The 14,214-nt window shown below is 70.0% G+C and carries 14 protein-coding genes; 8 read left to right on the top strand and 6 right to left on the bottom strand.

Features of this window, described 5'->3' with window-relative positions; genetic code table 11:
- Positions 1-118: 118 nt before the first annotated feature.
- From FM125_RS03010 to rpsI, 4 genes are all read left to right on the top strand, one after another.
- Positions 119-916, top strand: a complete 798-nt coding sequence (locus FM125_RS03010; RefSeq protein ID WP_219337015.1) for a CPBP family glutamic-type intramembrane protease — start codon at positions 119-121, stop codon at positions 914-916.
- Entirely contained in the window at positions 916-1,824 is a 909-nt protein-coding gene (truA, locus tag FM125_RS03005) for a tRNA pseudouridine(38-40) synthase TruA (RefSeq protein WP_087133606.1), read from the top strand. Before FM125_RS03010 ends, truA begins: the two co-directional genes overlap by 1 nt.
- A 283-nt stretch (positions 1,825-2,107) precedes the next feature.
- Positions 2,108-2,551 carry a 50S ribosomal protein L13 gene (rplM, locus tag FM125_RS03000; protein WP_067188578.1) on the top strand — a complete coding sequence of 148 codons (444 nt, stop codon included), beginning with the start codon at positions 2,108-2,110 and terminating at the stop codon, positions 2,549-2,551.
- A 38-nt stretch (positions 2,552-2,589) separates the two neighbouring features.
- Positions 2,590-3,078: a 30S ribosomal protein S9 gene (gene rpsI, locus FM125_RS02995; protein WP_067188383.1), complete on the top strand. Its 489-nt coding sequence runs from the start codon at positions 2,590-2,592 to the stop codon at positions 3,076-3,078.
- Between the two features lie 169 nt (positions 3,079-3,247).
- Here the strand turns inward: rpsI and FM125_RS02990 are convergent, their stop codons facing one another.
- On the bottom strand, positions 3,248-4,027 hold the full coding sequence (locus FM125_RS02990; protein ID WP_281251963.1) for an amino acid ABC transporter ATP-binding protein: 780 nt from the start codon (positions 4,025-4,027) through the stop codon (positions 3,248-3,250).
- Complete coding sequence (locus tag FM125_RS02985; protein ID WP_087133605.1) at positions 4,024-5,508, bottom strand: amino acid ABC transporter substrate-binding protein/permease; 1,485 nt, start codon at positions 5,506-5,508, stop codon at positions 4,024-4,026. The genes FM125_RS02990 and FM125_RS02985 overlap by 4 nt, the downstream gene beginning before the upstream one ends.
- A 329-nt stretch (positions 5,509-5,837) precedes the next feature.
- On the opposite strand from FM125_RS02985, the gene ppk2 reads away from it, so the two are divergent.
- Entirely contained in the window at positions 5,838-6,779 is a 942-nt protein-coding gene (ppk2, locus tag FM125_RS02980) for a polyphosphate kinase 2 (RefSeq protein ID WP_087133616.1), read from the top strand.
- 106 nt (positions 6,780-6,885) lie between these two features.
- On the opposite strand, the gene FM125_RS02975 is transcribed toward ppk2, so the two are convergent.
- Complete coding sequence (locus tag FM125_RS02975) at positions 6,886-7,710, bottom strand: peptidoglycan recognition protein family protein (RefSeq protein WP_070637567.1); 825 nt, start codon at positions 7,708-7,710, stop codon at positions 6,886-6,888.
- A 250-nt stretch (positions 7,711-7,960) separates the two neighbouring features.
- Between FM125_RS02975 and glmM the strand changes: the two genes are divergently transcribed.
- Both glmM and FM125_RS02965 read left to right on the top strand, forming a co-directional pair.
- Positions 7,961-9,316, top strand: a complete 1,356-nt coding sequence (gene glmM, locus FM125_RS02970; protein ID WP_087133604.1) for a phosphoglucosamine mutase — start codon at positions 7,961-7,963, stop codon at positions 9,314-9,316.
- A gap of 1 nt (position 9,317) precedes the next feature.
- Positions 9,318-9,545, top strand: a complete 228-nt coding sequence (locus FM125_RS02965; protein WP_067188367.1) for a hypothetical protein — start codon at positions 9,318-9,320, stop codon at positions 9,543-9,545.
- A gap of 167 nt (positions 9,546-9,712) precedes the next feature.
- Here FM125_RS02965 and mscL read toward each other — a convergent pair whose 3' ends face one another.
- From mscL to coaA, 3 genes are all read right to left on the bottom strand, one after another.
- On the bottom strand, positions 9,713-10,135 hold the full coding sequence (mscL, locus tag FM125_RS02960; protein WP_070637571.1) for a large conductance mechanosensitive channel protein MscL: 423 nt from the start codon (positions 10,133-10,135) through the stop codon (positions 9,713-9,715).
- Between the two features lie 160 nt (positions 10,136-10,295).
- Positions 10,296-11,162, bottom strand: coding sequence for a M15 family metallopeptidase (locus tag FM125_RS02955; protein ID WP_087133615.1), 867 nt, complete (start codon positions 11,160-11,162; stop codon positions 10,296-10,298).
- Between the two features lie 11 nt (positions 11,163-11,173).
- A complete protein-coding gene (gene coaA, locus FM125_RS02950) occupies positions 11,174-12,166 on the bottom strand; it encodes a type I pantothenate kinase (protein WP_070637575.1) in 993 nt (330 codons plus the stop codon).
- 146 nt (positions 12,167-12,312) lie between these two features.
- Between coaA and glmS the strand changes: the two genes are divergently transcribed.
- Positions 12,313-14,184, top strand: a complete 1,872-nt coding sequence (gene glmS, locus FM125_RS02945) for a glutamine--fructose-6-phosphate transaminase (isomerizing) (RefSeq protein ID WP_087133603.1) — start codon at positions 12,313-12,315, stop codon at positions 14,182-14,184.
- Positions 14,185-14,214: the final 30 nt, after the last annotated feature.

The following is a 14,214-nucleotide window of genomic DNA, read 5'->3' as shown; positions in this document are numbered from 1 at the left end:
CCGGCACCGTGCCAGGGGTCGTTCCCTCCGCTGTGGAGGGGGCGGCCCCTTCGCCGTGCCCGCCGTCTCCGCTCGGTGCGTCGCCGGTCCCGCCGTCTCTGCTCGGTACACTGCCAGGGTGTTCGGCGACCCCTCTCTCGACAGCCTGGCGGCCTACCTGATCGACGTGGCCCCGGGCCTGCTGCTGGTGGTCGCAGCCCTGGCGCTCGTGCCCGGGCGCATGGTCGCCGCCCGTGTCCTCGTGGCGATCCTCGGCGTCGTGCTGCTGCGGGACGCCATGGTGGGGCACGGTCTGTTCACGTTCGGCACGGCGGGGGAGCGGCCCGTCCTGTGGCTGCGCTTCACTTCGGACCCGATCCAGCTGATCAGCCTGTCCGTGCTCGCTCTGGCGGCGGTCGCCGGCCTGGTGGCGGCCTTCCGGCAGCGCTCCCGTGGGATGCGGTGGACGGCGGACCGCGCCTGGCTCTCCGGCCCGGTCGGACTCCTCGGTGCCGCTGTGATCGTCCTTCCCTTCGCGGTCCTCTACGGCTCGGTGCCCGCCCTCTCGGCGGCGCTCGGGCTCGGCGACGTCCCGCTCGACGTCCGTGGCGGTGCCGTGGCGGCCGGCATCCTCGTCCCGCTGCTGGTGTTCGTCTTCTGCGCCGGCCTGCTCGTGGAGGTCCTGTTCCGCGGTCTGCTGCAGTCCGAGCTGGAGCACCACACCACCGTGGCGCGCGCGGCCCTGGCCTCGGCGGCGTTCTTCGCCGCCGGCCACGTCTTCCTGGCCTCCACCGTGACCGAGGTCGGCTGGCCGATCTTGGCCTTCACCCTCGTCGAGGGGCTCGTCTGCGCTGCGATCGCGATCCGCCACGGCGTGCTCGGCTCGACCATCGCCCACGCAGGCGCGCTTTTCCTCCTGACCTCGGGGCTGGTGTGATGACCGCCGTCACCGCCGCAACGTCGGCCACCGGCGAGGAGCCGCGTCTGGTCCGTGTGCGCCTGGACCTCGCCTACGACGGCACCGACTTCCGCGGCTGGGCCGCCCAGCCTGGCCTGAGCACCGTGCAGGGCACCCTCGAGGATGCGTTGGAGACCATCCTGCGCCGACCGGTGCGCACCGTCGTGGCCGGTCGCACGGACGCGGGCGTCCACGCGGCCCACCAGGTCGTCCACCTCGACCTCAGCGAGACCGAGTGGGAGGGCCTGGTCCGCGGCCGCGCAGGCCTGGAGCCGGGGGAGACCCTCGTCCGGCGTCTGCACGGCGTGCTCCGCCGAGCATCGGACGCGCTCGTCATCCGCTCGGCCGTCCGCGCCCCCGAGGGCTTCGACGCCCGCTTCTCGGCCCTGTGGCGCTCCTATCGCTATCGCATCAGCGACCGGCCGGACACCCGTGACCCCCTCCGCCGCAGGGACACCTACTGGCATCGCGAGCCCCTGGACGAGGCGAGGATGCAGGCGGAGGCGCGTTCCGTCGTCGGGCTCCACGACTTCCTGAGCTACTGCAGGCCGAGGCCGGAGGGGACCACCATCCGCGAGCTGCAGGCCTTCACCGTGGAGCGCGGCTCGGACGGGGTGCTCGAGTGCCGCCTGCGCGCGGACGCCTTCTGTCACCACATGGTGCGCGCCCTCGTCGCCGCGGCCGTGGCCGTGGGGGAGGGGCGTCAGGAGCCGGGGTGGATGGCCGAGCGTCTTCAGGCGCAGGTCCGCGACTCCCTGTCCCGTCTCGCCCCGCCGCATGCCCTGGTCCTGGACCACGTCGAATACCCCGACGACGGCTCCCTCGCCTCCCGGGCGGAGGGCACCCGGGCCCGGCGTGACGCCGCGCAGATCGACAGGGACGCCTGAGGGCGCGTGCGGAGGGCGACAGCGTCCCCGGTGGCAATCGGGGTGACGAACCGATATGATGTGATGTCGTTGCGCATGTCCGCATCCGGATTCAGGCGCGCCGCGAGAGGCTCAGTTGCATGGCCGTGTTCTCGCCGGCGCCCATCGGATGTTCAGGGCCCGGATGCCCGCCAGTCCTCACCTGGCGCCCGGCGCGCGCGGAGAACTGACAGCCGCGTCAGGCCTGACTCACGCCCGGCCCGGCACGGCTGTGACCGAACTACCGACCATGAAGGCAGACAACGTGCGTACGTACACTCCCAAGCCCGGTGACGCCGACCGTCAGTGGCACGTCATCGACGCCACCGATGTGGTGCTCGGCCGCCTGGCCTCCCAGACCGCGATCCTGCTGCGCGGCAAGCACAAGCCGACGTTCGCCCCCCACATGGACATGGGCGATCACGTCATCATCATCAACGCCGAGAAGGTGGCCCTGACCGGCGCCAAGCTCGAGAAGAAGCGCGCCTACCGCCACTCCGGCTACCCGGGCGGCCTCAAGTCCGTCTCCTACGAGGAGCTCCTGGAGAAGAACCCGGTGCGCGCCGTGGAGAAGGCCGTCAAGGGCATGCTCCCCAAGAACTCCCTGGCCGCCCAGCAGCTGTCCAAGCTGAAGGTGTACCGCGGTGCCGAGCATCCGCACGCCGCCCAGCAGCCCAAGACCTTCGAGATCGGCCAGGTCGCCCAGTAATCGGCGCCCGCCCTTCGAGACCTCTTCAAGGAGACCCCATGACCATCAATGAGAACGAGGGCGCGGAGCTGACCAGCTACACCTCCGAGTCCGCTCAGACCTCCGACGCCCCGGCCGCCACCGAGCGCCCGGCCCTCACCGTCGCCGGCTCCGCCGTGGGCCGCCGCAAGGAGGCCGTGGCCCGCGTCCGCGTCGTCCCGGGCTCCGGCCAGTGGACCATCAACGGCCGCACCCTGGACAGCTACTTCCCGAACAAGCTGCACCAGCAGGAGGTCAACGACCCCTTCACCCTGCTGGAGCTCGAGGGCGCCTACGACGTCATCGCCCGCATCCACGGCGGCGGCCCCTCCGGCCAGGCCGGTGCGCTGCGCCTGGGCATCTCCCGCGCGCTGAACGAGATCGATCGCGAGCACAACCGCCCGGCCCTGAAGAAGGCCGGCTTCCTGACCCGCGACGCCCGCATCATCGAGCGCAAGAAGGCCGGCCTGAAGAAGGCCCGCAAGGCCCCGCAGTACTCGAAGCGCTGATCCTCGCCGCCGCGAGGGGCAGGTCCGGCTCTCCGCGACGGACCGGCCGCTTCGCCGGCACAGCAGACCGTGGCCGGTCACCCCGTCTGGGGTGGCCGGCCACGGCCGTGTCCGGGGCCTGCGGCGGCGACCCCCGATGGGGGTCGCCGCCGTCCGCCGCAGGGTGCCTTCAGAGCACCTTGGAGAGGAACTCCTGGAGCCGTGGGGTCTGCGGCGCATCGAAGATGCGCTCGGGCACGTCCTGCTCCATGATCCGTCCGTCCGCCATGAACATGACGCGATCGGCGACCTCGCGGGCGAAGCCCATCTCGTGCGTCACCAGCACCATCGTCATGCCCTCGTCGGCCAGGTCACGGATGACCTGCAGCACTTCGCCCACCATCTCCGGGTCGAGGGCGGAGGTCGCCTCGTCGAAGAGCATGACCTCCGGGCTCATGGCCAGTGCGCGGGCGATCGCGACGCGCTGCTTCTGCCCGCCCGAGAGTGATCGGGGGCGTGCCTGGGCCTTGTCCCCGAGCCCGACGCGCTCCAGGAGCCGCTGAGCGGTGGCGCGAGCCTCCCCCTTCGTCGCCAGCCCGAGCTCGACGGGGGCCAGCGTGATGTTCTCCTCGACGCTGAGGTGGGGGAAGAGGTTGAAGTGCTGGAACACCATGCCGATGCGTCGACGGACCTCGTCGATGTCCACGGAGGCGTCCGAGAGGTCGTCGTCCCCGATCAGCACGCGCCCGGAGGTGAGGTCCTCTAGCCGGTTCAGGCAGCGCAAGAACGTCGACTTGCCGGAGCCCGAGGGGCCGATCACACAGACGACCTCTCCCTCCGCCACGGTCGCGTCGATGCCCTTGAGGACCTCGTTGTCGCCGAAATGCTTGTGCAGGTCCTCCACCACGATCTTGGGGGCGGCGGACTCTGCCTCCGGGCGGGGTCGGGTGTCGTTCACGGGAGCCTTCACTTGTTGATCTTCCTCTCCACGAAGTTCGCCAGCTGTGTGAGGAGCCAGATGGCCACGAAGTAGATCGCGGCCACGATGAACAGCACCTCGGTCACACGGAAGTTGGACGCGTACACCTGCTGGGCCTGGTACAGCAGCTCGGCGAAGCCGATGGCCAGCAGCAGCGAGGAGTCCTTCAGCATGATGATCAGCTGGTTGATCAGGGACGGCGTCATGATGGTGAACGCCTGGGGGAGGACCACGCGGCGCATGGTCTTGCCGTATCCCAGGCCGAGGGAGCGTGCCGCCTCGGCCTGGCCCGCGTCCACGGACTGGATTCCTCCGCGGACGATCTCGGCGATGTAGGCGGCTCCGTTGAGTGCGAGTGTCAGCACGCCGGCGACCCAGATGTTCACGGGGACGCCGATGATGCCGGGGAGCCCGAAGTAGAAGAAGAAGGCCCACACCAGCAGCGGCGTGCCTCGGAAGACGTTGATGAAGATGTTGGCGATGCCGCGCAGCAGGACGTTGCCGGAGACCTTCATGAAGCCGAAGAGCAGGCCGAGGGCCATGGCGGAGAGGAAGGCGATGCCCGTGACCAGCAGGGTGTTTTGGAGGCCCTTGAGCAGGGCAGGCATGATCTGCGTGAGCATCTCGAAGAACGACGGCGGCTCAGGGGTGCCGTCGCCGGCCGCGTCGCCGAGGTACTCGGCGACGATCTCGTCGTACTCGCCGGACTCCTTCAGCTCGGCCAGACCGGCGTTGAAGTCGGCGAGGAGCTGCTCGTTCATCCCCTTGTTGACGGCGAATCCGTAGTTGCCCGTATTGATGGGCTCGGCGACCAGCTTCAGGCCGGAGCCCTGGGTGACCCCGTACGCCAGCACGGGACGGTCGTCCATGAGGGCGTCCGCGTTTCCGGTCTTCACGGTCTGCACCATCGTGGTGCTCTGGTCCAGGGAGGTGAGCTCGAAGTCGATCTCCTCCTGCTTCTTCTTGGCCTCGTCCTCGGAGAGGGATCCGGTCTTCACCGCAACGGTCTTGCCCTCGAGGTCCTCCCACGACGTGATCTCGTCGTTGCCCTCCGGCACGGCGAGCTGCAGCTCGGACGTGAAGTAGGGGTCGGAGAAGTCGTAGACCTGTGCACGCTCATCGGTGATGCCCATGCCGGCAATCACGCCGTCGACCTGGTCGGAGGACAGGGCCTGCAGCGCGGCGTTGAACCCGATGGACTCCCATTCGACCTGGAAGCCCTGCTTCTCGGCGATCGCCTCCATGAGGTCGACGTCGATGCCGGTCAGCTCGCCGTCCGGCCCTCGGAACTCGAAGGGTGCGAAGGTGGAGTCGGTGCCGATCGTGTAGGTGGGGCCGTCCGCGGCTCCGCCGGAGTCGGTGTCCCCGCCGGCGGTGCAGGCCGAGAGGAACAGGGCGAGGAGGACGCCGAGCAGGACGAGGGGCGCGGCAGGACGCCGCCGGGGGGATGGACGTTGACGGTGCGTGACCATGGGTCTCCTCATGTCGGGTGCGATGGCCGTCGACCTCCGCGTGGGCACGGGGGAGGACGGTCGTGCCATGCTAGCCGGTTGGTGGTGGAGGACACAGAAACCCCACATGTCCAGGCGAGGAAGAGTAAAATGACGGCCGTCGCGGCAGAGGCGCCGTGACGGGATGAGCGCGTCCGGACCGTCCGCACAGGCCAGTGCGTGGAGTCGACGCGAGCCCTGCCGACCGGAGCACCGAGGAGCCGCCCGTGGCCGAGAACAGCACGCCCACCCCGAAGTCGTCCGAGAAGGGCGATGCCGAGAACAAGGACGTCGTCGCCGGCGGCCACCAGATGGAGTCCGGGCAGGACCGGAAGGCCTTCGCCGTCACCGAGGACTACGCCGCCGAGCTCGACGAGCTCGCCGAGCTCGGGCGCAAGCTCGACCCGAGCGCCGCCCTGCCGCAGCTGGACAAGAACGCGTGGCGCGAGGGCTACCCCTATGACAAGAAGCTCGACCGCAAGACCTATGAGAGGCGCAAGCGTCAGCTCCAGATCGAGCTGCTGAAGATGCAGCTGTGGGTCAAGGAGACCGGCCAGAAGGTCCTGATCATCTTCGAGGGCCGCGACGCCGCCGGCAAGGGCGGTGCCATCAAGCGCTTCAACGAGCACCTCAACCCGCGCGGTGCGCGCACGGTGGCGCTGGAGAAGCCCACGGAGGAGGAGGCCTCGCAGTGGTACTTCCAGCGCTACATCCAGCACCTGCCCTCAGGCGGCGAGATCGTCATGATGGACCGCTCCTGGTACAACCGCGCCGGAGTGGAGCGGGTGATGGGCTACTGCACCGCTCAGCAGTACCTGGAGTTCATGCGGGAGACCCCGGAGCTGGAGCGGATGCTGGTGAACTCCGGCATCCACATCATCAAGTTCTGGTTCTCCGTGTCCCGCAACGAGCAGTTGAACCGCTTCGCCACCCGTGAGACCGACCCGGTCCGCCGCTGGAAGCTGTCCCCGACCGACCTGGCCTCCCTGGACAAGTGGGACGACTACACCATGGCGAAGGAGGCCATGTTCTTCTACACCCACACGGCCGACGCGCCGTGGACGGTCGTGAAGTCGAACGACAAGAAGCGGGCCCGCCTCGAGGCCATCCGCCACGTGCTCAACACCCTCCCGTACCCGAACAAGGACGAGTCGATCGTGCGGACTCCGGATCCGCTGATCTGCGCCTCGGCCACCGAGCTGTCCGAGGTGAACGAGGACACCGGTCACGGCGCGTTCCCGCGCGTGCGCTGAGCTGAACGCCGGCGGAACGTCCCTGAGGCGTTGCGCAGCAACGACGGCGCCCCTCCTTCCGCGGCGGCGGGGGAGGGGCGTCGTCGTGCGTCCTGCCGGGGCAGGCTCAGAGGCTGTCGAGGTAGTCCTGGTCGACGTGGGTGTCGTCCAGGAGATTGTCCGCGCCGAAGCCCTCGGACACGTGGTACTCGCCGGCCTCGAGAGACCGGCGGACGTCATCGCGCAGGATCGGCAGCTTCGCGTAGAAGGCATCGCCGCAGCAGCTGGTCTTCACCAGGTCGCGGTGACCGATGATGCGCTTCGGGGGCAGGTCGTACTGCTGGCAGATGAACGCGCACAGGTGGACGAGGCCCTCGTACAGGCTCTGCGGCGGCGGGTTCACCATGTAGATGCCCTCGCACTCGATGCCGAGCGCATAGGCATTGAAGCCCAGGGCGTGGATGCCGAGCATGAAGGTCTCGCCGGTCTCGAGGGCGTTCTTCGAGCCGTGGCGGGCCTCGAGGATATGGCCGCCGCGGGACATCGTGAAGTGCTGGCCGGAGTCGCCCCACCCCTGGCCCACGTGGCCGTTCTGCACGCGGCGGGCGAGGTCGATCGCGGCCTCGCGGGAGCCGTCGGTGACGTTCGGGGTGGTCGTGTGGTGGATGACCAGGTACGAGGGGTGCTCGTTGATGGTCTGAAGGTGGGAGCGCGGCTGGGTGGCGCCCCACTCCGCCGTCGAGATGATGGTCGGCTGCGGCAGCTTCCGACGCTCCTCGGTGGGGTCCGTCATGACGGACTCGCCGGCAGGCCGTGCCTCGCCACCGGTCTCACTGCCGGTGTCGCCGTCGGTGCACGCGGCGAGTGTGCCGGCCAGGGCGAGTCCGGTGGTGCCGAGCACCGTCCTCCGTCGCCAGGGGCGCTCGGTGGTGCTCTCGCGGTCCTCCGCCATGTGTCGGTGCCTTCCGAAAGGGGATCGGGACGGGCCGCAAGCGGACGGAAGGTCAAGCCCACCGCCGCCGACGGCATGGTTCAACCGCCCATGGTACCGCGTTCGCTCCGGCGGCGCCGTGGTTCCAGGCGGACCCGGACCGTGAGGTGTGCGACGTCCTGGTGCCGGGTCCGGAGGCGGGCGGCGGGAGGTTCTGATGCGCCGCGCAGGCCTTCCGCGCGGGCACGGGGGACGTAGACTGACGTGCATCATGACTAGATTGTTCGGAACCGACGGCGTCCGTGGCCTGGCCAACGAGACCCTCACTGTGGAACTGTCCATGCGCCTGGCCCAGGCCGCAGCCCCCGTGCTCGGCGGCGACGCCTTCGAGGGCGGGCGGCGCCCCACCGCCGTCGTGGCCCGCGACCCCCGCATCAGCGGTGAGTTCATCAACGCCGCCGTCGTCGCCGGCCTGGCCTCCTCGGGCGTGGACGTCTGGGACGCCGGCGTGCTGCCGACCCCGGCCGCGGCCTTCCTCGTGGCGGACCTGGACGCGGACTTCGGCGTGATGATCTCCGCCTCCCACAACCCCGCCCCGGACAACGGCATCAAGTTCCTGGCCCGTGGCGGCGAGAAGCTCTCGGACGAGGAGGAGGACGCCATCCAGCAGCGGCTGGAGCAGGAGGAGCCCCTCCGTCCCACCGGCGCCGAGGTCGGCCGTGTGCGCCGCTTCTCCGACGCGGAGGACCGCTACGTCCTCCACCTGCTCACGTCGCTGCCGAACCGCCTCGAGGGCCTGAAGGTCGTCCTCGACTGCGCCCACGGTGCCGCCTCGGGCTGTTCGCCGGAGGCCTTCAAGGGCGCCGGTGCGGAGGTGATCGTGATCGGCGCAGACCCGGACGGTGTGAACATCAACGACGGCTGCGGCTCCACCCACCTGGAATCCCTGCAGGCCGCCGTGAGGGAGCACGGCGCGGACCTCGGCATCGCCCACGACGGCGACGCAGACCGCTGCCTGGCCGTGGACGAGAACGGCGAGGTCGTCGACGGCGACCAGATCATGGGCATGATGGCGCTCGCGCTCAAGGACCGCGGTGCGCTCAAGGACGACACCCTGGTGGTCACCGTCATGTCCAACCTCGGCCTGAAGCTGGCCATGCGTGAGGCCGGCGTGCGCGTCGTGGAGACCCGCGTGGGAGACCGCTACGTGCTGGCGGGCATGAAGCACGGCGCGTACTCCCTGGGCGGCGAGCAGTCCGGCCACGTGATCTTCTCCGACTACGCCACGACCGGCGACGGCGTCCTGACCGGTCTGCAGATCGCGGCCCGAGTGGCGGGCACCGGCAAGCGTCTGTCCGAGCTCGCCACGGTCATGGAGCACCTGCCGCAGGTGCTCATCAACGTCTCCGGCGTGGACAAGTCCCGCACGGCCGAGGACCCGGAGGTTCAGGCGGCCGTCTCCACCGCCATGGCGCGCCTCGGCTCCGAGGGCCGCGTCCTGCTCCGTCCCTCCGGCACCGAGCCGGTCGTCCGCGTGATGGTGGAGGCCCCGGACGAAGACGTCGCGCGCCGCGAGGCGGAGGAGCTGGCCGAGGTCGTCAAGCGCGAGCTCGCCCTGCACCACTGACGTGGCTTCGGAGCAGCTCCGCGACGATCAGGTGCCGGTGGTCCCGGACGGGCCGCCGCACCGCTGGGCTCTGCTGGTCAGCCTCACCCTGCTGGTGGCCGCCCTGCTCGTCGCGGCCTTCGCCGTGACGAAGCTGCCCCAGTGCGGGGAGACGCCGCGGATCTCCTGGGCGCCCTGCCTGGACCGGGGCGACCAGCCGCGCGGCAAGGACCCGGACTCGGCGCCCTGACGGTCCCTGAGGGGCGGACGACCCCGACGACGGCCGGTCACCTCCCGTGTGGAGATGACCGGCCGTCGGCGCGTCGGAGGCTCCGCACTGTCACAGCGGAGAAGAAAGGGGCCCGGCCGATCCGTGCAGATCGAGCGGGCCCCGCGGTCTGGGGGGAAGGGGATGAGTCAGGGACGCGGCTCGCCGTTGATGGATCCGCCGCGCTGGGTGGACAGCAGGTCGCGGATCTCGGTCAGCAGAGCCTGGTCCGGGGTCAGCTCCTCGACCTCCGGGTCGATGCCCAGCCTGCGGTTGCGGCGCTCGATCATCTTGTTCATCGGCATGACGACGACGAAGTAGATGGCGGCGGCGATGAGCAGGAAGTTGACGATCGCGGTGAGCAGCACACCGAACTTGACGGCCACGCCGTTGATGTCGAGAACGGCGAAGTCGTCGAAGTTCGGGGAGCCGACGAGCGCGGCGATGAGCGGCATGAGGACCGCCTCGACGAGAGCGTTCACGACGGCGCCGAAGGCACCGCCCATGACGACGGCCACGGCAAGGTCGATGACGTTGCCCTTCATGATGAAGTCCTTGAAACCCTGAAGCATGAGAAGAATCATAGGCCGCCACCAGACCTCGCAGGGAGGCGGAAACAGGTGGTTCTGGACACAGTCGGCCCCAGGGGGTGTTGACGGTCGTCACACCGGCCTCGGGGTTCGGCATCTCCCCGGGTCCGGCCGGGATGAATCAGGACGGTGGCCGTGGCCGTCAGCCGCGGTAGCCGGGGGCGTCCGGCAGGCCGAAGACGGTCTCCACGACGCCGCCGCCGGCGTGCACCTGCGCGGCGGCGTCCGCCCCGAGCCAGCGCAGGTGCCAGGGTTCGGCGGAGAAGCCGGTGACCTGCTCCGCGCCCTCCGGATAGCGGACGACGAAGCCGTGTTCGTGGGCGTGGACGGCGACCCAGCGGCCTGCGGGCGTCGTGCCGAAGCAGGCGTCGAGATCGCAGTCGGGTGTGGCGGCGTCGCCGAGGTCCACGGCGAGGCCGGTCTGGTGCTCGGAGTGACCCGGGCGCGCGGAGATCCGGTCCGCGGCCTCGGCGCTGCCGTGGTGGCTGACCCAGCCGGCGTAGACCTGCTGCTGCCTGCCGTAGGAGCGGTAGCCGCTGAGGACGGTGAGGTGATGGCCGGCCGCTGCGGCCTCGGCCCGCAGGTCCTCGAGCGCCGCTGCGGCCTCGGGGCGCAGCGGCACCCCGTCCACGGATTCCAGGGAGCCCGGCGCGTAGTCCACGGGATCGAGCGGTCGGGCCTTGTTCACGACGACGGTCGGCGAGTCCGCGCTGTCCACGTCCCGTGCCGCGGGGCTCGGCTCCGAGGGCCCCGAGGGCTCCGACCGCTGCGCTGCAGACGAGGACGGGGCAGGCGTCGGCGACCCGGAGGAGCGCGACGATGCGGCAGCGGAGGGGGCCGTCGTCGCGGGCGAGGACGACTCGGGGGACGGGGCCGGCGAGGAGTCGCCGGCAGCGCTGGGGGAGGCCGGGCGGGACGAGGGCGGCGACGAGGGCGCCGGGGCGCCCTCCGGGCCGGAGCACCCGGCGAGCAGCACGGCCAGCACGAGCGCCGCCGTCGTGGTCCTCATCCGCGGCATGCTCAGACCTTCCTCAGGAGCACTCGGGAGACCTGGTGGTCCCGGTTCTTGGTCAGCACCAGCCCGGCGCGGCCGCGCGTGGGCAACACGTTCTGCTGCAGATTCGGGCCGTTGATGGTGTCCCAGAGGTTCTCCGCGATGCCCATCGCCTCCTCCTCCGGGATCTGCGCGTAGCGGTGGAAGTAGCTGCGCGGGTCCGTGAAGGCGCCCTTGCGCAGGTCCCGGAACCGGGAGAGGTACCAGCCACGGATCCAGTCCGAGCGGGCGTCCACGTACACGGAGAAGTCGAAGAAGTCGGACACGGACAGGCCGGTCGTGCCGTCGGCGCGCACCCGCGGCGGCGCCAGCACGTTCAGCCCCTCCACGATCAGCACGTCCGGCCGACGGACGACCTCCACGCGATCGGGGACGATGTCATAGGAGAAGTGGGAGTACACCGGCGCGGTGACCTCTTCGGTGCCGGACTTCACCTCGGACACGAAGCGCAGCAGTGCCCGGCGGTCGTAGGACTCGGGAAAGCCCTTCCGCGTCATGAGGCCCCGCTCCTGGAGCACCGCGTTGGGGTAGAGGAAGCCGTCCGTGGTGATCAGCTGCACCCGCGGGGTGTTCGGCCACCGGCGCAGCATCTCCTTCAGCACGCGGGCTGTGGTGGACTTGCCGACGGCCACCGAGCCGGCCACACCGATCACGAAAGGGGTGCGGCGGGTGTGTTCGCCGAGGAACTCGTCCGTGGCGCGGCGCAGGGAGGCGGCGGCCTCCACCTTGATGCTCAGCAGGCGGGACAGCGGGAGGTAGACCTCTGCGACCTCCTTCAGGGAGAGGGCGTCGCCGAGGCCGCGCAGGCGCTCGACGTCGTCCTGGTCGAACGGCTGCGCCATCTCGGAGGCCAGGCGGGCCCAGGTCTGACGTTCCAACTCCACGAACGGGGAGCTGTGATGCTCCTGCGGGCGCGACGAGCGCGGCGCCGGATGGTCGTCGGTGTTGTCGGTGTCCACCTGTCCATCCTGCCACGGAGCCGGTGCGGTCACGGCCCGTCGTCCGCGACGGGGTGCGCGGCACCGCATGTGACCCTGGGCACCCGGCATGCAGACGCGCCCGGCGGAGGGGTGACGGACGGTGCAGTCACGGTAGAGTTCCGACCATGTGTGGAATCGTCGGATACATCGGCAGCGCCTCGACGGAACGTGAGCACTCGGCTCTCGACGTCCTGATGGAGGGCCTGCGTCGCCTGGAATACCGCGGCTACGACTCGGCCGGCGTGGCCCTCGTCGCCGACGGTGAGCTGTACCACTGCAAGAAGGCCGGCAAGCTGGCCAACCTCGCTGAGGAGCTGGAGGAGCACCCGGTGCCGGCCAGCCGCCTGGGCATCGGCCACACCCGTTGGGCCACCCACGGCGGCCCGAGCGACCAGAACGCCCACCCGCACCTGGCGGACGAGGGCCGCCTCGCCCTGATCCACAACGGGATCATCGAGAACTACGCGGAGCTCAAGGAGGAGATGCTCGCCAAGGGCGTCGAGTTCCTCTCCGAGACCGACACCGAGGTGGCCGCCGCCGTGCTCGGGGACATCTACCGCAACGAGGGCGCCGGGGACCTCACCGCGTCCATGCAGCTGGCCTCCCGCCGCTTCGAGGGCGCCTTCACCCTGCTGGCCGTGCACGTGGATTCCCCGGACCGGGTGGTCGCCTCCCGCCGCAACTCCCCGCTCGTGGTGGGTGTGGGCGAGGGCGAGAACTTCCTCGGCTCGGACGTCTCCGGCTTCATCGACTTCACCAAGCAGGCGATCGAGCTCGACCAGGACCAGGTCGTCACCATCACCGCGGACGCCGTCGAGATCACCGACTTCCAGGGCAACCCGGCGCAGGGCAAGGAGTTCACCGTCGACTGGGACGCCTCGGCGGCCGAGAAGGGCGGCTTCGAGACCTTCATGGAGAAGGAGATCCACGACCAGCCCCAGGCTGTCGCGGACACCCTGCTGGGCCGCACCGACGCCGCCGGCCAGCTCATCCTGGACGAGCTGCGCATCGAGCCCGAGGAGCTCATGGCCGTCAACAAGATCATCGTCCTGGCGTGCGGCACCTCCGCCTACGCGGGCATGGTCGCCAAGTACGCCATCGAGCACTGGTGCCGCATCCCGGTCGAGGTCGAGCTCTCCCACGAGTTCCGGTACCGCGACCCGATCATCGACCCCACCACCCTGGTCGTCTCCATCTCCCAGTCCGGCGAGACCATGGACACGCTCATGGCGGTCCGCTACGCCAAGGAGCAGGGCGCCCGCACGGTCGCCATCTGCAACACCAACGGCTCCACGATCCCGCGCGACTCCGACGCCGTGCTCTACACGCACGCCGGCCCGGAGATCGCCGTGGCGTCCACCAAGGCGTTCCTGGCGCAGATCACCGCCGCCTACCTGCTCGGCCTGTACCTGGCCCAGCTGAACAAGAAGCTGTTCAGCGGCCAGATCAAGGACATCCTGGCGGACCTGGCCGCGATCCCGAAGAAGATCGAGGACATCCTCGAGCGCAAGCAGCAGATCAAGGACCTGGCCCGCTCGATGAAGGACGACACCTCGGTGCTGTTCCTCGGCCGCAACGTCGGCTACCCGGTGGCCATGGAGGGCGCGCTCAAGCTCAAGGAGCTCGCCTACATCCACGCCGAGGGCTTCGCGGCCGGCGAGCTGAAGCACGGCCCGATCGCCCTGATCGACGAGGGCCAGCCGGTCTTCGTGGTGATGCCGTCCCCGATGGACCGCCACTCGCTGCACGCCAAGGTCGTCTCCAACATCCAGGAGGTCCGCGCCCGCGGCGCCCGCACCTTCGTGGTGGCCGAGCGCGGCGACACCGCCGTGGAGGCCTACGCCGAGAACGTGTTCGAGGTCCCGGAGACCCAGCCGATGCTCATGCCGCTGCTGACCACCGTCCCGCTGCAGATCTTCGCGCTGGAGCTCTCCTCCGCCAAGGGCTACGACGTGGACCAGCCGCGCAATCTCGCCAAGTCCGTCACCGTCGAGTGACGCCCCCGGCCTGAGAACGACGGCGTCCGT

The sequence above is a fragment of the Micrococcus lylae genome (assembly GCF_900163825.1).
In the GTDB taxonomy this organism is placed as follows: Bacteria; Actinomycetota; Actinomycetes; order Actinomycetales; family Micrococcaceae; genus Micrococcus; species Micrococcus lylae.
This window is presented reverse-complemented; position numbering and strand designations above follow the sequence as displayed.